This is a genomic window from Pedobacter steynii, assembly GCF_900103665.1.
GTDB classification, from domain to species: Bacteria; Bacteroidota; Bacteroidia; order Sphingobacteriales; family Sphingobacteriaceae; genus Pedobacter; species Pedobacter steynii.
Genome location: NZ_FNGY01000007.1, coordinates 213,851 through 233,619, shown reverse-complemented (window position 1 = coordinate 233,619; position 19,769 = coordinate 213,851). Strand labels below are relative to the sequence as shown.

Sequence of the window (19,769 nt, the reverse complement as noted above, 5' to 3'; positions counted from 1 at the left end):
CTATGTTAAAAAAACTTGAAAAATTAGCGCCCTTTATTGGCAACACTCCCCTTATTGAGCTGAGGCAAGATGACATCAGCATGTTTGCGAAACTGGAATACAATAACTTTACCGGAAGCTCGAAAGACCGCGCTTCTTATAGTCTGATTTACAATGGAATCAAGGACGGAAAAATCAATGAAAACACTACCATCATTGCTTCCAGTTCCGGTAACCTTGCGATCTCTGTTGCCTCGATCTGCAAAATCCTCAAACTCCGTTTTATCCCTGTTATCGACCCGAATATCAATTCTGCCTATGAAAATTTGCTGAACCTAATCTCTTATGATGTGGTTAAAGTGACCGAAAGAGATTATACCGGAGGGTACCTGCTGAGAAGGATAGAAACGGTAGACAGGTTACAGGCTGAAATTCCCAATTCCTTTGTGGCCGATCAATATTCTGACCCCAATAATTATAAAGGATATCAAGGCCTTGCGGATGAAATTGTAAGCTCCTTTGACCACCTGGACCGCATCTTTATCGCGGTAAGTTCCAGCGGAGCGATCACCGGGATCTCCTCTTATCTGAAAAAACAACGTCCGGAAGTTCAAATCATCGGCGTAGATGTAGAAGGTTCGGTGATCTTCAATGCGAAACCTGTGAAGCGTTTTATTTCAGGTATCGGGGCGAGCCAGATTCCTCCGATCATTGAAAATGCGCTGATCGATGATGTGGTGATCCTGACCCAACTCGACATCATCAGAGGTTGTTCTGAGCTGCTGAATGAGCAGGCCATTTTTGCAGGTGCTTCTTCAGGTGCAGTCTATCTGGCGGCTAAAAATTACGCTAAGATTTACGGTGCTACTGGCAGCTCTCTGCTGATCTTTCCGGATAAAGGACATACTTACCTGGATACGATTTACAACAAAGACTGGGCTGCGGAATTAGCGGAGAAACTAGTAGAACCTGCTGCTGTAGCGTAAAACTCAAACGATTAAATTAAACAAGCTAAAATTAAAATTATGTTATATCTGAATGCCGATAATATTAAAGAAGTTGGTGTGAACTGGGACAAAATTGTGGAAGTGATCCGGGAATCGGTAGAGATGCTTTCCAAAAATGACTATTCACAGCCTGTGAAACCTTACCTCCGTTACGGAGCTGCCAAAAACAGGATTATTGCCATGCCTGCTTATGTAGGTGGCGTTACACCCTGGGCAGGAATCAAATGGATTGCCAGTTTTCCGGATAACATTTACCAGGGAAAATTAAGGGCAAACTCGGTGACGATCTTAAATGAACATGATTCGGGAATTCCGCGTTGTGTGATCAATACCGCTGCAGTGAGCGCCATCAGAACGGCTGCAGTTTCGGGGTTATTGCTAAAGGAATACCTGAAAGGAATTGCCACAGATAAAAAGCTGGTGGTAGGGATCAATGGTTTCGGCCCGATTGGTCAGACGCACCTGAAAATGATCACCGCGATATTAGGACCTGCGCTTGAGAAGGTGCTGATCCATGACCTGAGTCCAATTGAAAAGTCTGTGATCGATGCAGAAATCAGGGATCAGGTAGAACTGGTGTCTTCCTGGGAAGAATGTTACCTCAACTCCGATGTATTTGTGACCTGCACGGTCTCGGCCGCGCCTTATATCGATAAAGCACCTAAAAAAGGTTCTTTGCAGCTAAATGTTTCGCTAAGAGATTATACGGTGGAAATGAAGGACCATATGGATACGATTATCGTAGACAATTGGGAAGAGGTTTGTCGCCAGAACACGGATATTGAGAATATGCACCTGCAAAAAGGGTTAAAGGAAAGCGATACACTGACGATTGATCAGGTCCTGATCGGAAAAGGATTAGGTAACCGCAAATCCACAGATGTAGTGATGTTTAACCCAATGGGAATGGCAATTTTTGACATTGCTGTTGGTGGATATTATTATGCAGAAGCCTTGAACAGAAAGATTGGCCATTTATTGCCGGATTAAGTATAAGTATATAAGTATGCTCCATGTCCCTGCTGTTGATTGCAGGGCATGGAGCTATACTCCGTTTTTAAAATTTAAATAGAAAGAATGAAAGTTGAAGTTTTTCGCGTTTCAAATGATGTAATGAAGAATCAATGTTACCTGATCCATCATCAGGGATCAGGTATTTTAATAGATCCTGCCTGGGATTATGAGTTGATCGATGGGTATTTGTCTGAGCATAAGATTGTGTTGAAAGGAGTGATGCTGACGCATTCTCATAAGGACCATGTTAACCTTGCCGGGAAATTTACAAGAGAATATGGGGTGCCGGTGTATATGTCGGCGGTAGAAGTGGAGCGGTATGATTTTAGTTGTTTGAACCTGGTTCAGCTGGCACATTTATCGAAAGTTGTGGTGGGTGATTTTGAAATCATTGCGTTGCTGACACCTGGGCATAGTGCGGGAAGTATGTGTTATTTGGTTAATGGACATTGCTTTACGGGAGATACGATCTTTATTGAAGGGGTAGGGAGTTGTAGTGAAACTGATGTAGATGATTTATATGATTCGGTGCAGTATGTGAAGAAGCAGTTGAGTAAGAATACGTTGATCTGGCCTGGGCATTCTTTTGGGATGGCGCCGGGGATGGAGATGGGTTATCTGTTGGACAATAATCTTTATTTTCAGTTGGATGAAAGGGATTTGTTCAGGAATTTCAGGTTAAGGAAGAATAGACCGGACCCGCTGGTTTTTTATTAGTGCTTGGGAATAAACAATCTGCCGTTTATTCTGTTTTTATAATCGATTATGACAGATGTGCATTCAAAAGAAGTACGCTCATATAACATGAGCAAGATTAAAGGGAAGGATACCAAGCCTGAACTTTTGGTGCGCAAATTTCTTCATAAACATGGATTTCGTTATCGATTACATGTTAAAGATCTTCCTGGGAAACCTGATATAGTTTTGCCTAAGTATAAGACGGTGATATTTGTTCATGGTTGTTTTTGGCATGGTCATGAAAATTGCAAGTATTATGTTGTTCCAAAAACAAGAACTGAATGGTGGTTGAATAAGATTGAGGGAAATATCACTAGAGACAATGTAGCTGCTCGTTTTTTGCAAGAAAGCGGATGGAAGGTCGTATGTATCTGGGAATGCGCTCTAAAAAAAGATTTTTTAGAAAATACTTTAGAACAATTGAAAGCAACTCTTTTTGGAAATGAGTTGCCAAAACAAGTTTAATTGTTCTAAATGATTTTCTGTTAGACAATCCATTTCTAGGCAGATTTCCCTGGCGTCGTGGTTCATATATGGATTTTTTCTTTCAATACATGATTGAATGGATAAAGATTCAGCTTAACCAATCAGGCAAAGCTGAATCTAATATGATAACAAGGTATACTTCTGTCAGTTCATTTCGTTCTTTCCATTCACATTTATAATACTTCCTCGGCTTTGATTAAAGTAGAATTTACGCTAAATAGATGTTTAATTCCTGGGGATTTTCCCTCATTTAGTAATTTCCCTATCTCGTCGTAAATAGAATAGAATTTTGCTCCTTTTGCTTTTACTATTTCTCGCTGACGTTGAAAAACAGATAAGATATTATCTGAGTGTTCTAAACTCCTATTATATATCCCATTGATCAGATTAAAAGAGGAATCCCAGCTTTCGTCTACGGGAATGTTAATCTGGTCAAAAATTTCTGGATTAGACGATCTGACGAGATGTACTAGTTCTTGTTCGAAATGTAGATATTCTTCAGAAATATCGTTTTTATTAACTATACAGTTAATGATGTGGTCGATCTTGTTGCGTTGAGATGTAGAAATATCATTTGACATGATCAGTCCAAGCTTTTTATAATAGTCCGCTGTTCTGCTGAAGATTTGGACATTTTGTTTTAGAATACTAAAGTCAGCAAATTTCTGTTTGGACTTTTTCGTAAGTTTCGCCTTGAGTGCTTCTTTTGAGATGGTGTATCTCTCCAGGATCTTATGTGCGTTGGGTGTGGCCATAAATGTATTGATCTCAATACTCTGGGAGATACTGTCCCAAAGCTCTTTCCGTTTAGAGTACTCTCCAAGGTCATCACTTTCCGCATATTTTTTGATCAAGTTGTTCATGAGCATCATTAACTCATTCATAAAAATACCTAAATCTTCTTCTAGTGTTTCTCTCAGCCATATCTTGCTAAGATCAAAAAGATTTCCTCCCTTAGCGCCATCTGTAAACTTATAGAGTATAGATATAGAGTAAGGGACTACGGCAGATCTGATCTGTCCGATGGCATTTTTACCCTGTCCATAGAGATCTTCCAAACGTTTGAACAGGATAACTTTGGAGATGAGCATTTCGTAGAAATTTCTATCGATATCAAGTTTTCCTTTTCCATTCTCATCACCGCTTAAAGCATCGATGAAATATTTGAATACTTTATCACCGCCCTTTTTTACGACATATGGTTGGTCGCCCCAAGCCGTAAAGTACTTGCCAAGTTGTTCTTTAGAGAACCGAACATCTTTTGGATAATCTTTTTCTGCTTTACCTCCCATGCGCAACAAGGTATTGAACTCGCCTTTTGACTTTTCAAAGAACCATCTTTTTCCGCTTGGCATCATTACGCTTTCTGAAAGTGCCTTGATCTTGTTCAGCTGTGGATTTCTTGACCCGAGATCGACTGTGGATACTTTTGTTTGAGAGTTTGAATAACGGCTAATCTTAGATATCAGGTCATCTAATCCTTCCTCTGAGACATTTTTGGCTACGTTAATCTTTGCCATAACTCTAACCTTATCAATTGGAAATCCATCTTTTCTGGTGAAGAATATACTTGCCGTAGTTTGTCCACCATTTACAATTTGAAAGTCTGTTAGAGATCGAATATAGGTTTTACCATCAATTTCAGTTGTTTCTTTACCGGTAGAGGTAATTGTTATACCATTGTTGAAGGCAATAAACTTCTCTGGACTTAGTCTAATGGTTTCACGTATTCCAGCATTAGCACCTTTGAACTGTAGAAAAGAGCGAACGTTCTTTTCTAATAATCGGGTACTGTATTTACGATAAAGATCAGCGAGTATGGTTGCGGGCAGGACACAGAGATAAGATTCAAAATTTTCCTCATCAGCTGCCTTAATTGCCTCTATGCTATATTTAAAGTCTTTTTCAAAGTCTACAACTAAGGCTTCTCTTTGCCCACGTGATATTTCTACAGAATAGAGAAAATTCAGGTCTATGAGTCTTCTTATGATAAGTAGGTTCTTATTTAGTCTTGTACGGTTTCTTGAAAAGCTGACCGATACTTCCTCATCCTCGAATTCGAATTTTTTAGGTTGGGGAGTCATTCCTCTGCTCTCAATAGTTGCTGTCGCTGAGATAAGAAATATTTCTACTACATCAAACTGGTCAGTGCCCTCAGAAGATGCCATTTTTGAAACTAGTGCTCTAACAGGACTGGATAATTGTAACTCATCATTTAGATGACCTTTAACCGCTTTGTTGACAAATCTTGTCGCGCGCTTGAATTGGTTTTCGTAGTGCGAACGGGTTGAAATAGTCAAGGTATCCTCCTTTGCTGCAACATCAATCTTGGCTTCATCGACTAGGAAAAGCTGAAGCCTTTCACCAGAATCATTAACCGCGTATCCATTGATCTTGAGATTATCCTCTTGATAGACGTAGTAGGATTCGTTACATTCTTCACTATCGATCAGCTTGGCATCGTACATCAATGGAAGCACTTGTGCTAAAAAGCGGTTCTGATTGACAAATCCCTGGCTATCTGAAGCTTCCTTTAAGAGATTATTGCGAAATTTTAGAAACTCGTTTATTTCCATTATAATTCTTTTTCTGAGATTTTAAATTCCTCCAACTGACTAATCCTGAGGCTATAGGATACATCAAAAATACCAGAGGTTAGATTTTCTTGTGTAATTTTTGGGAAAAGGTCGCTTGTTGAGTCATAAAATGCAATCTTCAATGGCCTGAACTTCAAATGATCATATTGATAAAGAGCTGTCCCAAACAATCCCTTTTTCGTTAGCGCATTAATTAGGATAGACATCTCTCCGTGTTTTTCCCATATCAGCTCTTTTATGGAATCAATAAGGTTGGAGATTGTTAGCCCGATGATGGGATCTGAAATGACTGAAATGATGCAAAGCGATAAAACTTTATCCGGTTTTCTTGCTAATTGGAATTCACTGGATATTCTTACGTGCTTTTTTGAGTTTTCTTTTGTCTTTACCTCAATACATCGTTCATCGGATTCAAAGTCGTTTGGCGCATCATAAGGACCCTTCCATGATTCCAGTACTGAGTTGACAGTTAGAGAATCAGCCTCATAAATCAGATCCCTCAGCAGGATAAGCTCTCCAAATAATCCCTTGAGCGAATCGTCCGAAAGCCCTGGTCCAGCAAGATTTGTGAAAAAACCGCTCCATCTGTAAAATGCCTGGATAAATTCTTTTCCATATTCTTCAGGATCAGCAATGAAACAGATTTTATTATAAAGTGAAAGAATAAGATCATTGAACAGGTCACTGAAACTTGAATTTACTAGCCTAAGTACAATATGATTACTCTCTTTAAAAAAGTCTATTGATAAGTTTTGTTTATCGACGCCTTTAAATCGAAATTCATGCGGTTTCGGAATGGATAGTATAAGGTTCCTTGATCCAAATGCATCTATCCCAAGATACAATTCAGGTATGCATTCTGCTGATATCCTGATCGAATGAAAGCCCCTCTCAACTTTAGTGGCATCAATTCTTCCCCATTGCGTTTCTATTTGTTCTACCTTCATGCGTTACTAGTTAAAGTCTTCTGGGATCGCGAGATCACTATTGTCTACATCCTCTAAGTCTTCATCATTTTCCAACTCATAGTCACCGTGAACATAGACGCCTCCTGGATCTGGTTCTATAGGAGGGAAGCCTATTGCTATTCCTACGATAGGTATATCTAAATTGATGTGTTCGTTGGTTACCAGTTCTGTAAATTCTGATACTTCGGCATCGTGTTCCTGCAGAAAAGTATAATAAGAATCAAAAAGATAGATGATAATTAGACCCTCCTGAGACTTCATCTTCTCGCGGAAGACACGTTCAGGAACATTGAGTTTAGCTGCTTCCGCTTCCGCTTTTTGTTTGCTCCAATCCTTATGTTTTCGAAGATAGTTTGCTGTTCTCTCTCTCCTGAATTCCGTAATGGCCTCGTCAATCTCTCCTTGAGTGAGCAAGATACTCAAGTCTCTGCCACCAGAAATAATGTTAGCTGATTTTCCAGAAGCACGAAATTGCTTACTTGCTAAAAAATGAGCCCTGTCACCGATATGCTTTGGTCCTCGTCTTACAGTTAAGACAATATCACCTGGAAGCCCGGATTCTACAGAAGAAAGCGTACCCTTTCCAAGCTTTGAACTTGCCTGGCCAGTGGTTTTTATGGCAATAGTCCAGTTGTTTAGAAAACCCTTTTCCTGACACAGTTCGATAAATCTGATCATACTCACACGATCTTCCGGTGAAAAATTATTCTCACTGGCTAGCAAATCAATAACACCATTGGCATCAGTTTTAGCAGTCATAAAACCATTACCAATCGTAAAATTATGTTTACCGGATACGTTGACCTTAAAACTTTTCCATACATCTTCTATCTTTTGACGGTTCACATGAAATGTGGTGGTCTGCTCTAATTGATCCTGGTAGGACCAATTAACTTCTTTTGTCCGTTTTAAAATGGCTGGTCTGGTAATTTTCAACGTACCAGGATGTTTTTTGACTCGTAAAATAAAATTTTCTGGTGTCTTCCCTTTAGCTTCCATCTTTCGGAACTCAATCTCAAGCTCCTCAATAGCGCGTGTCGTAGAGTTAAACTTGTCAACGGAATCCTGGGTAATGAATAGTTTGCAGCAGTCCAGATAGCCGGGACGATATCCAAACCACCTACCCATTTGCAGTAAGGTATCCGAATAATTGGTCGAGCGGATAAAATAGTTGATCGTTAAACCTTCCAGTGTAAAGCCTCTTGACAGACGATTTCCACCAATAGCAATTATTTTTTTTGGAGAGTTAGATGGATATTCGAGTTTATCTTTGGTTACATTGTTAATCGCCTTAATCTCGATATTTTTTATTGCGTCTGGTATATATTTCTTAAGTGCTTCAAAGCTGATAGGCGCAAGGAACTTATCTTCATAATTTAGAGGGAGATAAGTTTGGATGGATTCGATAATACTAGCATAGTAAGTGTACCAGTACCGCTCAAAATCTGCATAGACAGATTTTGGATTCTCGGGGAATTCTGTTCCGATATTAGCCTCCAGATCAGATACGAATTGCTGAACAAGATCTCTGGTTTTATTCTGCCAAAGGGTGAAGCGGGAAATATGAATCAGCATTGTATTATGTGGATTGTACAAGGCCGATTGAAGCATGTTCTTCTTGCGACTTTCCCGGATCGCGGTTGCCAGAATAAAACAGACAATACTTTCTTTTAGCGATTCTGGTAGTTTGTTGGGAAATGAATCTCCAGACTTGCTTGATCTTGTCTTTGATCGATAGTTTTTGTAATCAATAAAATCAAGATAACCTCCATTTTCATCAAAAGCTTCTTTACTCTCATAATTTTTAACGCCAACAAGTTCACCGTCTTCATTCGTCATTACTCTTGAAGGAAAGCTCGGGATATAATCCTGTACAACCTCAATTAATGGAATTTTGTCTGTTGTAAATTCTTCAATCGCAGTTTCAAAGATTTGTTTAGCACCAATGTAATTGGAGGGTGGATTAAGTAGAATAATAAAGTCATCAGGGAAGAGATAATCTTCCTGATCAAGGAATTTCTTTTTGAAGTTTCCGTCTGTATCCAGCAGCTTTGTTTCAATAATCCATTTGGCCTCACTTGCGGGATTCCGGTCCTGAAGGACATTGGCGAATGGAGTGGCTGTATAGCCCAAGTAAGTTTTTTTATTAAAGAGGCTCAAAAGAGCACGAATATGGCCATTGATTTTAGATGCATATTCACGCCCCTTCTTCCCTTCATTATTAAGGGAGGCATTATCTGCTTCATCATCAATTATTAGAAAAGGGATATTGTGTTTGTCCTTTTCTTCTCCAATATAATCGTGTAGCCAAATAATTAAGTTCTTAAGTACCCCTACATTTTTCTTACAGACCAAAATATTGGTATGGTTGAGCGAGAAGTCTGCATTCACTAAAGCGTTATTGAAATCGGACTTCGAAGAGGTGATGGAGATCACCTGTTCAATTGTACTATCGCCCATTTTTCCAAATCTTCGGATCTGTCCAACGCCCTTTGTGCGGTTTGTTCCCGTTTCCAGATCCAATCCCTCGCCAATTACATCACTTTCGATCCTAAGTTGAGTTTGACTTCTCAGGTCTTCCATGATTCCTGAAAGAATGATAATCAGCCCATATCCCAAATCTATAGAACGATTAATAACAGCGTTAAAGTTGCCAGTCTTTCCTGATTGCACACTTCCCACCACAAGTCCACGTGTATAGAAAGACTCTGTGGAGCGTGGATTACCAATTTTCTCCACAATAGAAAGACTGGATTCCTCTATTTCTGTGATAACTTTTTCACTTCGCCCGGTTTTAGCCAGGCGTTTCAGGTATCGCTCAGTATAATTCCATTTAAAGTCCTGTCCAAGATATTCGGTAGTAAGCCAGGTTCTGAAGCCTTTTTTGGTTAATGCATTGCTTGGTTCAATGATAATGGGATTGACTGATAGATATTCTTTTAAGGCAGTCTCATAATATTGACTAAGGGTGGTATCGTCAATGGCTGGATAATTATATATATCGAAGATGGTCAGGATTGATGGCCTGATTTCATTCAGGAGAGTGTTAAAAAAGATTGCATCCAGTTTTTTTTCTACTGCATACTCCTTAGCCTTTTTTGAGATGAGGGTTTTTATGACCTCAATGTAATTACTGTAATTCATGCGTTAATTTATAAGATTTAGAATATGTTCAGGTAAACTTGAGATATTAAAGCCCAGACCGGGTAGAATATCTTCCCTGACAATTTCAGATGAGAGACCTCTTTTTTTTAATTCACTTATGCACTTCTCGAGTTCAGAAATATCAATTCCGTCTTTTTCGGGAATTCCCGTGAAATCGGTGTTTTGATGAGTCTGTCGGATCTCATTGACCTGAGTATTGATCATTTTCGAAATGAGACCAAATAAAGCAATTTGATCGCGGTTCATGGTAGACATAAGCGCTTTAATGATTGCGAATTCCGAATTGAGCTCTAATAGAATCCCCTTGCTTGACGCGACCCGTTCAAAGAGCTGCGCTATGTTTTCCTTTTTTTTACCTACAAATCTTTTGAGTCCACGGTTAAAATATTCTCTTTCTGCCTCTATTCTTAGTTCTTCGATGTAGTCTTCAAATGCATTTTTTAGATCGTGTGGAATTACAACCTGAGATTTAGCTACATTAAGATGAAGCAAGTGGTCAACACTATTGCCTACATCAACACGTAATCTGGCTAATTGGAGGCGAGGTGCCTTTCTAATCAAACCATTCCACCCTCCGAAAAGTATTATTCTGTTGGCTCTATAAATATAAATACCTTCCATATCCATCAGACCTTTGTTTTTGGTGGTCCATATCGAGTGACGTTGTTTGCTTTCGTCTATACTCCTGGATGGTAGAATAAAGCCTTCCATTTTAATGGTGTCTGTACTAAAGTGTCGCTGTTTATACTCCATTGGCCTGAAATCCTTCTGGTCAGTTGGGAAAGGGTTAAAAGGAGGAATAATATTGTTATTGATTCTGATTTGCAGCGGATCTTCTTTTCTTTCCATAAAGCGATGGAATACTAGTGAAAGATAATCAGATGTGATCTCCGTAACTTCCTTTCTTAATGCTACTTGCCTGTTTTCATCCTCAAGGTAGTTCTCAAATTTATAAAGTCCTTGCCATATCACGATTGTATTGGCCTCGAAGTTTTCAAATCGGTTAAGATGGCCTTCACTCAATCTGATATACTCCTGAACCAATAGATTAATTTCAGAACTTGAATTCACAATGAGATGCCATTTTTGCTTTTCTTTCAGATAGTCAACGTCCCAGGTCCGACCGCTGTAAGTTGATTCACCTTTCAGTCGTGAAAGTACTGTGAAGCGTCTTGTCTGAGCGAATGAGGCAGTTTTCATTCCAAGACCAAATCTTCCTAAGTCAAGGGCTTCTCTGGATGACTCGGGAGAGTTACTTGGAAAAAACATGCTGGATTTAAGTCTCTCTTCGTTCATTCCATTGCCGTTGTCGGCAAGGTATAAAGTAAAAGGTTCCTGATCAGTCCTGATGAGAATCTCAATTTTAGTCGCGGCTGCGGATATTGAGTTATCCATGAGATCAGCTAGAGATGTCTCAAGGCTATATCCTTGTTCGGCAATTGATTTTATTAGGAATTCTGGATTTGGGCTTACATCCTCAAAATCAAAAATCTCAGTTTTTTCTTGCATATATGGGAGCGTTAATTATTTGTATTAAATATGATGAGCGGCTAAGATCTCTAATTCATGAAAGACTTGGCTGACCACATTGGCAATCTGATAGGCCAGATAGGGGGGCACTGCGTTTCCAACCTGATGGAACTGGGAGGTTCTTGGGCCACAGAAAAAATAGTTGTCTGGAAAGGTTTGTATTCTGGCAGCTTCTCTTACCGTAAGACTTCTACATTGAGTAGGGTCGGGGTGGATATAATAATGTCCATCTTTTGAGATGTGGCTGGTTACTGTTTTTGATGCTCTTGTAGATAGCTGCACCCTAAATCGATCTGCAAACTTTTTGTCATCGATCCCTTCGTTCACATTGAGGTGAGCGGGCAGTAATGCAGTTGGAAAATCACTTAGTTTTGGTGATTGTTGTTTAATGTTACCAAAGCAGGATACAAATAAGTAGCGATGGATATCGCTATCCATATGAGATCTTGACATATGGTTAAGTACACCGTTTAATCTTTGATCAAGGAACCAATCTGGTTGATACTCTACATTGATTCCGGGAACTTCTAAATAGTCGCTACCTTTTCCGAATCGTGGATTTTCAATGCGCTGGATCTTGGCCTGAATGTCAGCGACAATTTCGGGATCAACATTATTGAGTAGATCTCCGTCCAGGATCTGGTGAATTAAAGTCGACCAGGCTTCAAAGCTATCTTGTGTTCTTGATAAGCCACTTCTCAATCTTGGAAGTGAGTTTATAACAGAGCTAATACTGATTTCTTCACTTTTTTGGATAATACCAGGATCAATTTGAATGTCACGTCTAACTCCTAATAAAATTACACGGTGCCTGGTTTGGGGAATACCGTATTCTTCAGCTTTAATTACAAAATTATTCTGATCGTACACTGGGCTTCCGTCTTCCCGGAAGCCTTCTGGCTCACTAATAAGAGAAAAAATTCTATATCCTGGACAACGTACATGTGCTTCATCATCAATTGGCGGATAGCAGGCTGCCGGATCAGAGAGATCCGTTAATATCTTTGAAAACACCTGGTTTTCTCTAGTCTGTGCAGAAAGGATACCTTTTACATTTTCCATAACAAAGACAGCAGGACTATGTTGAGCCAAAATTCTTAGGTATTGCTTATACAGTCCGACTCTTTTATCAGTGGTTTCGTTTAATATTCTTTCTTGTCTTCTTGATCGGCCGACTAGCGAATAGGCCTGGCATGGTGGTCCTCCAATCAACAGCCAGTTTGGCTCTCCATTTAGTACTTCCCTGATCCTTGCATCTACTTCATCATCAGAAACGGCATTCTGATCCATTTCGTCAGGATCTCCTAGTGTTCCGCACCAAGCCTCATTGTGAGCATGTGCAGCTTGGATAGGCCATCTTCTGTAAAGCTCCTCAATGCTTAAAAGACCTTTTACAAAATCATAGTAGTCCTCAGGAACTTCTTCTGTGCGAAATTGCCTGTAGAAACTTCGTAGTCTAAGTGTTTGATGAGCAAGGGGATCCTTTTCAATAGAGAGAGATATTTTGAAGACACTTTCGTTCTCTTCGTTTATCAACGCTGAAAAGCCTTCTCCCAATCCTCCTGGACCGGCAAAAATATCTATGATAGGAATAGCCATATAAATGTTAAAATTTGAGATTGTGCTTTTAGCACGTGAGCTCAAAGTTACCAATAAAATAACAAGCCCAAAGAGCCGGATGAGTTTTGTACATAGTTAATGTAGTATGACGTTGATAATGAAAGTTAATCAAATTCTGATAATTATTAAAATTTTATGATAATATGAGGCTTTTATGATCCATGCGGTCTTTTGTCTAAATTCTTGACAACTAGCTGTAATTCGAAATGATCATCGGATTCAATATATTCTCATTTTTTTCTTTTTGAATTGATTGAAATCACCGCTGTTGCTTATGAGGATAATTGCGATACTAAATATTCGTAAGAGATAAAAATGAAGAATTATGTTTTTATTACTTTGCAAATAGCAATGCTGATCTTGCTATACGGAGCAATATGTATCATATTCTCCTAGATTTTCAGTTTTTATCTATCATTTTCATTCATACTGAATAAATGCTTTCTGTATGCTAAGATCATTTCGATCGTGTTACGAGTTATTAGGTGGATATTCCGCTGCAAAGTATGCCGCGATTCCGCTACAAAGTGGTTCTTCGTCACTTTTGGTGAATTATTCTTTTCTAAAAATCGACTATGTCAATGTGAAATCAGGGGTTGATAATGTCTGAGTTCTATGTTCTCTTTGGAGAGAGATTAAAAGCCTTCGGCAACTTCTTCCTTGGTATGGCGCCTCCACCGAGGAAGAAATAATGTCGAAAGCTCAGTTTGCACTCCCGTATTAATTGATATTGATTTTGTTCTGCCTTAAATATTTAATGAGATTTGCCCGGTATGGCTCAACAACAATTCCCCAGGAATTGTTTTCCAAGGAAAATCTGCAAAGCTCCTGATATTCAAAATACTTTCCGTCTAGCGATTTGTAGCTTCCTGATAACAAGAAGTAGACTGTCAGCTTGTTTTTATTTGAAATACTCCCGATTAAACCTTCATTGTTTGTTAATTTAAGTTTTGGAGATAATTTAGCCCCTTTTATTAAGAGATTGTTTGATGATTTTGGTACTAAATAAAGAGGTTTATTATATTCATTTATGATCATGTGAGATTTTAAATTTAAATCATATGCTGTTGAATGCCCAACACAAAATGAAATATCAAAAAAAAGCGAATCTGCAGTATTCGTTTCTAATGAAATATTACAAACTGCCAATTCTGGATAGTTTCCATAGGTTATAGCTGTTTTATTTTTGGGTGGATCTTTTACCAGTTTTATAATGACTTTTTGATTGGAATCGTATTCCAAATTGTACCTAGCGAGAGCATTAATAATTTCCAGCTTATTTTTATTATCTAGTTTCTTATTGGCTTCATCTTCTTTTTGTTTAAGTTCATCAGTGTAGATATCTTTTATATAAGAAACACCTATCGTTGCAATAAAGGAAATGATTACTATCCAGCCTTTTACAGTAAGCTTTTTAAACCATTTATATCTATCATCATAGACCTTACCTGTAAATGGTAGAATAACTACAACTGCACTGAGAACCCCTAATGCAATATTGAAAACTGCTATCGTCATTTTTTACACTTTAATTTACATTTTTTATCAGTTATATTAGAAATAATTAAAAAGGACATTACTAATATAGCAGAAACTATTTCGAAGAGTAGCCACAGATTATTAAAATGAATTTTTTCTTAAATATAGTGGTTAGGCATTTATTCCTTTCAGAAGATCGTATTAAGTGTTTTTGAAAATTAACCGCACCATTTTCTGCGTGATAAGTTGTTTTAAAGGATAACTTCGAGATTTAAGTTGTAACTATATTAACTCATTGATATTTTAATTCTTTTTAAAAGTGCTAATCCAGGTCACGGAACAGGCGATTGCACAGGAAGTTCTGTTTAACGCATTTCACCACATTCTCTACCTTGCCCTTACTTTCAGGATCTGCTTTTCTGCAGAACCATGCTCTGAACCCACGTTCTTTCGAATAACCTTTAAAACCACTGGTCATGATGATATCGCCGAGGTTTTCCGACACCAAAAACAGCCTCTCCTGGTCATATACAATTTCAGCCGGGATACCCAATCAATTGGTAAGAATCGATCTTGACCAATTGTTATTTATTCAGGGGCAAGATAATTATGTAAGGCTTTGTGAATATGATAAGCTAACACTAACAAGGATGACATTATCAGATCTTATTGAACAATTGCCTACTAATGAATTTATAAGAGTTGAAAAATCTTTCATTGTGGCAATTTCCAAAATTGATAGAATCGAAAAACATCAATTGATCATTGGTACCGAACGAATCCCAGTTTCTCAAGCATATCATATGAATTTACTTGAAAGACTTAAAAGTTTCATGCCTTATTCCGGTAAAAATGCCAAGGATTCTTAATTAAACCTGCCAAATACTTAAGCATACGTAGAATTCCATTCTAGTTTCTTTTTTTAAGGTAATTTTGAAAAAAAATAAAGAAATGAAAAGACAGTTAACAATTATCAAAAGAGTCGGTGCCGCATGTGCAGCGGTTATTTTTGGATCGATCTTCTTATTTAACTTGACGGCATTCAGTTCTATAGGAACCAGCCAACAGGAAGTAAAATTAACTGACTTGCTTTCCAAGGCATATGTGTTCTCTACATTAGACTCAATAACCAATATAAATCTTTAATCTCTCAGTATGGCTCTTCAAAAATTAACGCTCGAAATTCATCTTTTTTTTCATCAGAGTGACTTTCCTTATTTATAGATTTTTAATCTGTCAGGCCAGTGTGCCGATTTTCAAAGTTCAAGGTTATTCATAGCATTTACTGAACAATTTATTTTAGGCTAGTTGGCTGAGTTTATCCAGCTTAACAGTAGCCGTATGCCTTGAGTTTTTGTAATTTTCCAAAAAAATTAAATATTTAACTATAAAAAAAAACAATTTTATGAAACAAATTTATTACTTTACTTTTGCCATTATCCTCTTAGGAGTTGTTATCGCTGTCGGTTGTAGAAAACAAGATACTGCCGTTGACGCTGAAAGGGGCTCAGATTTAAAAGCATCTGCCCGTGCTGAATTATTTGAACTTAATCCCAGGCTGAAAAATGTACCGGACTTTAGTAACGATAAAGATATGGTTGAGTTTACTAAACTGATGAATGAAACAAGGGAGTTTAGTAGAACAAACGTATACAAGTCATTCCGTGAAAAGACGATACTTAAAAAGGTAACAATACCAAAAAACGCAACTAAGAGCGACTTGAAAAAGGCTTACTTAGAGGCGGGTAGGGGAGATGAGTTTGAAAAACTATCTGCAACATTTGATAAGCAGGCAAGTCTTATAACCAGCTTTATGAAAAGTCATCCAGAGCTTAGGAAGCTGAACAAGGATGAATTATCGATGATTTTTTTAAAAGTATTTGAGTTAAATCGCATCAGTGCTCCAAAAGGAAGCGTGAGCATTTACAGGAAAGTACAGGAACTGGAAGCGGATAAGTGTAGGGCGAGTTTCACTGCAACCGAGCAGGCAAACCAGTCTGCATATAGTAATTATTTAGCTGGTGCTACTGCTAGTTATGTAGTTGCGGAAACGGCATGTTTAGCGGCTGGACCTGGCTATCCAGTATGTTGGGCTGCTGCCACCGCTACTTACGGAATAGCATTGGCAGTTATTGAATCAAATAATACTGACGCCATAAATACTAATTTGGTACAATATAATATTTGTATGAGCGGTTTATCACGGGGTGTAAGTGGTGAGTATAAGAAAAGGACAATGATCACGTTCTCTTTGTAATTCTTAAAAGCAGCCTATTAAATTAGGTTGCTTTTTTCTACTTTTCGTTCGGTTATAAGTTCTTATGCAGGTTTTTTTATCTAAAATTCTCTCCTGATCTCAGCATTGGGTAATGAGTTTGATTATTTTAAATTATTATGAAAATTTTAATATTTCTATCCCTTTTTGTTGGTCTAAATTTAACAGTTAAAGCACAATCAGACTCGACCACTTATAAAGCACTTCTAAAAGAAGTGATTAACGGATCCAGGACTTTGGAGACCAATAAAAAAATATTTCATGATATGCTGGTAGAGATGAAAAAACAACCTATAAACCACTTGTCCCCTCAGTCGTGGGAAGTGCTGGAAAAACAGCTAAATGATTTCTATGAAAAAGATTATCCGCTGTTAGTATACCCTATTTATAAGAAATATCTTTCAGAAGAGGACTTGCGAAATATTACCATGTTTAACCAAACTGAAACTGGTAAACGGATGTCGAACTTCGTACCTGAGCTAACTATTCAGAGCATCAGCTTCATGCAAATATTTGGGGAAAAATTTGTGAAGAGTATCAAGTCACTTCAACAGAAAACCAATAATTAATTTGATTTAATATTGGTTGGAACAAAATATAATAATGATCTCTAGTAAATATAATACAAAAAAAAATGAATATTTCTATCAAATTTTTTCTCAAACTATTTCCTCCATTGCTAGTTGTAATGCTTGGTGTAGGACATTCTATCGTGGAGCTTAGTAGTTTGATTAATCATACTACAGTTTCGATTTTTAGGTTTAGGTTTGAACCTACATTATGGACGTTTTTTGTGACATTGTTCGTGACAATTGCTGCTTCAGTGGTTTCGATAAAGGTTATATTTAAGCGTTGGTAAATCTTATAGGAAAGATAGCTAAAGCTCATTGATTTGCTAGTTTTTTACACTTCCTCTGTTTTAATTATTCTAATAAAAAAAGGGTATTGCACTTCTAGAGTGGACTTGCTATTTCTTAAACAAGGAATTAGACTTTGCTCAATATTTACCCTTGAAGTTATCTGGTTAATAGGATGATAAACATAAGACCTCGTTCAGCCTTAGCAGTACGAAGAATTAAATTGATTGTACATGAATTGTTAATAATTCTGATCTTTTTCTCCATATTTTTTAACAATAAATATCTCTATAATTCATCTAATTACGTCGCCGGACACTATAATTTTGCTTTAATTATTGGCCTAACATTGTTCTTGCTTTTTTTGAGTGAAGTACTATTCAAGAGAAGTTCGATACAAATAACCTTTATGGATATAGCATTTGGATTATTTGTCTGTGTTCTATTTTGCTCTAGATTAAACTCTAATTTCATTTTTTTTAATGAAATTTTGATCAATTTTCTCTTGGTAGCTAGTTTGTATTTGATTATACGCCTTCATCATGATTTTTATCGGCTGATTGGTCTGCTAAAAGTTTTATGTTTTGCCGTTGTGCTCGAATTTATCTTTTCGTTGATCAATTTCTACCCAAGCTTCCGGCCTTTGACTTTTTATGGGTTTTCTGGAAATTCAGGCCTTACAGCTTGTTTAATAGTGGTTGCATATCCCTTAATTATGTGTGGCGTTAAAAATAAGACCAGTTACCAGATTGTACTGACAATTTTTTATTTTGTCATTTTAACCGTCATCCAATCTAGAGCTGCATTCTTATCTCTTATTTATGCAGTTGGCTATTTTATTTCAGTCTCATTTTTGAGTAATTCGAATCAGAAGAAAATTATTAAAAAAATATTCGTTATTGTAGCTATCGTTTTGGCTATACTGTTCTTTTTATATTTACTCCTTATAAAGCAAGACTCTATTTCCGGCCGATTGATAATTTGGAAAATCACATTATCAAATTTTAGAGAATATTTTATGTCGGGTATCGGGTATGGAGAATTTCCTGTGTCTTATCAAACTTGGCAGCGCAATTATATCAGTTCCGGGCAACTTGATTTGAAGTTTGCACACTTGGTTGATTTACCAAACAATGTTTTTAATGAACCATTACAAATTTTCGTCGAAACAGGGTTGGCTGGTTTTTTATCCTTCGTGTATTTAGTTTATTTGATCTATTCATCTAAACCCTGTATTAAGTCAAGTATTATTCAAGCTATGAAGGTTAGCCTAGGTGTTGTATTAATATTTTCTTTATTCTCGTACCCTTTCCATAGTATGCCGATTTTAGCCTTTGTTATTATTATCCTTGCCTGTTTATCAAACTTTAGCAAAGCTGATTTTCACATAATCGTTAAACCAGTTGCTTTTAGCGTACTCACATTTTTTTTATGTTTTATGAGCCTTGTTATTCTATGGGAAATAAATAAGAAAAATAAAGCTGTGGAAAGCTGGAGTAAGTCAAATGTGCTTAAAAAAGAGCCCCGAAAACTGGTTCTACAATTATCGAAAATTTACAATCAGTTAAATGAAAATGGATCTTTTTTGTTTTGTTATGCCAGAGCAATGCACGAAAGTGGAAATTATAATGCAAGTATAAATCTAATCGATAGATGCATTCTTGCTCAGTCTAATATTGATGCTTATTTGCTTAAAGGAGAATGTTACGAAAAACAAAAACAATTTGCTAAAGCGGAGGAGATGTATAACATTGTACAATTTACCATACCATCCAGGCTAACTGCTAAATCCTATTTGTTTAATCTGTATCGTAAACAAAATGATAGTTTAAATGCAAAAAATATTGCTATTGATATCCTTAAATCGCCAATGAAAGTTTTTTCGATAAATGGGTATAAAATCAAAGCTGAGGTAAAACTATACTTAGATAGTATAGGTGTAAGTACTTTACTGTATTAAAATGTTTCGTTATTACCTATATATGTTAATTCGCCTCTTATGAAAAAATTATTGGTACCATCTCAGGAATCGCTGAGATTAATCTCTTACTCAG

16 protein-coding genes are annotated in these 19,769 nt (G+C 37.3%); 9 read left to right on the top strand and 7 right to left on the bottom strand.

The features are described 5' to 3' along the window. Positions 1-2 precede the first annotated feature (2 nt). The 4 genes from BLQ87_RS20330 (at position 3) to BLQ87_RS20315 (ending at position 3,203) form a co-directional block, all read left to right on the top strand. On the top strand, positions 3-965 hold the full coding sequence (locus tag BLQ87_RS20330; protein ID WP_074610434.1) for a pyridoxal-phosphate dependent enzyme: 963 nt from the start codon (positions 3-5) through the stop codon (positions 963-965). A 39-nt stretch (positions 966-1,004) separates the two neighbouring features. Beyond that, complete coding sequence (locus BLQ87_RS20325) at positions 1,005-1,976, top strand: 2,3-diaminopropionate biosynthesis protein SbnB (protein ID WP_074610432.1); 972 nt, start codon at positions 1,005-1,007, stop codon at positions 1,974-1,976. A gap of 87 nt (positions 1,977-2,063) precedes the next feature. Further along, complete coding sequence (locus BLQ87_RS20320) at positions 2,064-2,717, top strand: MBL fold metallo-hydrolase (protein WP_074610430.1); 654 nt, start codon at positions 2,064-2,066, stop codon at positions 2,715-2,717. 48 nt (positions 2,718-2,765) lie between these two features. Continuing rightward, complete coding sequence (locus BLQ87_RS20315; protein ID WP_074610428.1) at positions 2,766-3,203, top strand: very short patch repair endonuclease; 438 nt, start codon at positions 2,766-2,768, stop codon at positions 3,201-3,203. 194 nt (positions 3,204-3,397) lie between these two features. On the opposite strand, the gene BLQ87_RS20310 is transcribed toward BLQ87_RS20315, so the two are convergent. The 5 genes from BLQ87_RS20310 to BLQ87_RS20290 are packed head-to-tail and all read right to left on the bottom strand — an operon-like array spanning position 3,398 to position 13,083. Further along, the gene (locus tag BLQ87_RS20310; RefSeq protein WP_074610426.1) at positions 3,398-5,800 is read right to left on the bottom strand and encodes an AIPR family protein; all 2,403 of its coding nucleotides are present in this window, start codon (positions 5,798-5,800) and stop codon (positions 3,398-3,400) included. Then, positions 5,800-6,768 carry a PD-(D/E)XK motif protein gene (locus tag BLQ87_RS20305; RefSeq protein WP_074610424.1) on the bottom strand — a complete coding sequence of 323 codons (969 nt, stop codon included), beginning with the start codon at positions 6,766-6,768 and terminating at the stop codon, positions 5,800-5,802. Before BLQ87_RS20305 ends, BLQ87_RS20310 begins: the two co-directional genes overlap by 1 nt. Before the next feature lie 6 nt (positions 6,769-6,774). Next, positions 6,775-9,933, bottom strand: coding sequence for a Z1 domain-containing protein (locus BLQ87_RS20300; protein WP_074610421.1), 3,159 nt, complete (start codon positions 9,931-9,933; stop codon positions 6,775-6,777). A 3-nt stretch (positions 9,934-9,936) separates the two neighbouring features. Beyond that, positions 9,937-11,463 carry an ATP-binding protein gene (locus BLQ87_RS20295; protein ID WP_074610419.1) on the bottom strand — a complete coding sequence of 509 codons (1,527 nt, stop codon included), beginning with the start codon at positions 11,461-11,463 and terminating at the stop codon, positions 9,937-9,939. Between the two features lie 24 nt (positions 11,464-11,487). Then, a complete protein-coding gene (locus BLQ87_RS20290; protein ID WP_074610416.1) occupies positions 11,488-13,083 on the bottom strand; it encodes a DNA cytosine methyltransferase in 1,596 nt (531 codons plus the stop codon). 469 nt (positions 13,084-13,552) lie between these two features. Between BLQ87_RS20290 and BLQ87_RS33845 the strand changes: the two genes are divergently transcribed. After that, positions 13,553-13,714: a hypothetical protein gene (locus BLQ87_RS33845; protein ID WP_176833001.1), complete on the top strand. Its 162-nt coding sequence runs from the start codon at positions 13,553-13,555 to the stop codon at positions 13,712-13,714. A gap of 110 nt (positions 13,715-13,824) precedes the next feature. Here the strand turns inward: BLQ87_RS33845 and BLQ87_RS20285 are convergent, their stop codons facing one another. Both BLQ87_RS20285 and BLQ87_RS33570 read right to left on the bottom strand, forming a co-directional pair. Continuing rightward, positions 13,825-14,622: a hypothetical protein gene (locus BLQ87_RS20285; RefSeq protein ID WP_074610414.1), complete on the bottom strand. Its 798-nt coding sequence runs from the start codon at positions 14,620-14,622 to the stop codon at positions 13,825-13,827. A 283-nt stretch (positions 14,623-14,905) separates the two neighbouring features. Continuing rightward, positions 14,906-15,061: a transposase gene (locus BLQ87_RS33570; protein ID WP_143010505.1), complete on the bottom strand. Its 156-nt coding sequence runs from the start codon at positions 15,059-15,061 to the stop codon at positions 14,906-14,908. On the opposite strand from BLQ87_RS33570, the gene BLQ87_RS20280 reads away from it, so the two are divergent. From BLQ87_RS20280 to BLQ87_RS20260, 4 genes are all read left to right on the top strand, one after another. After that, a complete protein-coding gene (locus BLQ87_RS20280) occupies positions 15,060-15,452 on the top strand; it encodes a LytR/AlgR family response regulator transcription factor (RefSeq protein WP_074610413.1) in 393 nt (130 codons plus the stop codon). The two genes, BLQ87_RS33570 and BLQ87_RS20280, sit on opposite strands and share 2 nt — an antisense overlap. Before the next feature lie 536 nt (positions 15,453-15,988). Then, the gene (locus BLQ87_RS20270; protein ID WP_074610410.1) at positions 15,989-16,840 is read left to right on the top strand and encodes a hypothetical protein; all 852 of its coding nucleotides are present in this window, start codon (positions 15,989-15,991) and stop codon (positions 16,838-16,840) included. A gap of 137 nt (positions 16,841-16,977) precedes the next feature. Next, positions 16,978-17,427 (top strand): DUF2059 domain-containing protein, encoded by a 450-nt coding sequence (locus BLQ87_RS20265; RefSeq protein WP_074610408.1) that lies wholly within the window; start codon positions 16,978-16,980, stop codon positions 17,425-17,427. Positions 17,428-18,124: 697 nt separating this feature from the next. Next, positions 18,125-19,675 carry an O-antigen ligase family protein gene (locus tag BLQ87_RS20260; RefSeq protein WP_172664925.1) on the top strand — a complete coding sequence of 517 codons (1,551 nt, stop codon included), beginning with the start codon at positions 18,125-18,127 and terminating at the stop codon, positions 19,673-19,675. The last annotated feature ends 94 nt before the right edge of the window (positions 19,676-19,769 follow it).

Excerpts from the sequence above, each read along its gene's own strand:
- BLQ87_RS20300 (WP_074610421.1), bottom strand. The coding sequence starts at position 9,933 with ATGAATTACAGTAATTACATTGAGGTCATAAAAACCCTCATCTCAAAA.
- BLQ87_RS20305 (WP_074610424.1), bottom strand. The coding sequence starts at position 6,768 with ATGAAGGTAGAACAAATAGAAACGCAATGGGGAAGAATTGATGCCACT.
- BLQ87_RS33845 (WP_176833001.1), top strand. The coding sequence starts at position 13,553 with ATGCTAAGATCATTTCGATCGTGTTACGAGTTATTAGGTGGATATTCC.
- BLQ87_RS20325 (WP_074610432.1), top strand. The coding sequence starts at position 1,005 with ATGTTATATCTGAATGCCGATAATATTAAAGAAGTTGGTGTGAACTGG.
- BLQ87_RS20260 (WP_172664925.1), top strand. The coding sequence starts at position 18,125 with ATGGATATAGCATTTGGATTATTTGTCTGTGTTCTATTTTGCTCTAGA.
- BLQ87_RS33570 (WP_143010505.1), bottom strand. The coding sequence starts at position 15,061 with ATGACCAGTGGTTTTAAAGGTTATTCGAAAGAACGTGGGTTCAGAGCA.
- BLQ87_RS20270 (WP_074610410.1), top strand. The coding sequence starts at position 15,989 with ATGAAACAAATTTATTACTTTACTTTTGCCATTATCCTCTTAGGAGTT.
- BLQ87_RS20320 (WP_074610430.1), top strand. The coding sequence starts at position 2,064 with ATGAAAGTTGAAGTTTTTCGCGTTTCAAATGATGTAATGAAGAATCAA.
- BLQ87_RS20290 (WP_074610416.1), bottom strand. The coding sequence starts at position 13,083 with ATGGCTATTCCTATCATAGATATTTTTGCCGGTCCAGGAGGATTGGGA.
- BLQ87_RS20315 (WP_074610428.1), top strand. The coding sequence starts at position 2,766 with ATGACAGATGTGCATTCAAAAGAAGTACGCTCATATAACATGAGCAAG.
- BLQ87_RS20280 (WP_074610413.1), top strand. The coding sequence starts at position 15,060 with ATGATGATATCGCCGAGGTTTTCCGACACCAAAAACAGCCTCTCCTGG.
- BLQ87_RS20310 (WP_074610426.1), bottom strand. The coding sequence starts at position 5,800 with ATGGAAATAAACGAGTTTCTAAAATTTCGCAATAATCTCTTAAAGGAA.
- BLQ87_RS20330 (WP_074610434.1), top strand. The coding sequence starts at position 3 with ATGTTAAAAAAACTTGAAAAATTAGCGCCCTTTATTGGCAACACTCCC.
- BLQ87_RS20265 (WP_074610408.1), top strand. The coding sequence starts at position 16,978 with ATGAAAATTTTAATATTTCTATCCCTTTTTGTTGGTCTAAATTTAACA.
- BLQ87_RS20295 (WP_074610419.1), bottom strand. The coding sequence starts at position 11,463 with ATGCAAGAAAAAACTGAGATTTTTGATTTTGAGGATGTAAGCCCAAAT.
- BLQ87_RS20285 (WP_074610414.1), bottom strand. The coding sequence starts at position 14,622 with ATGACGATAGCAGTTTTCAATATTGCATTAGGGGTTCTCAGTGCAGTT.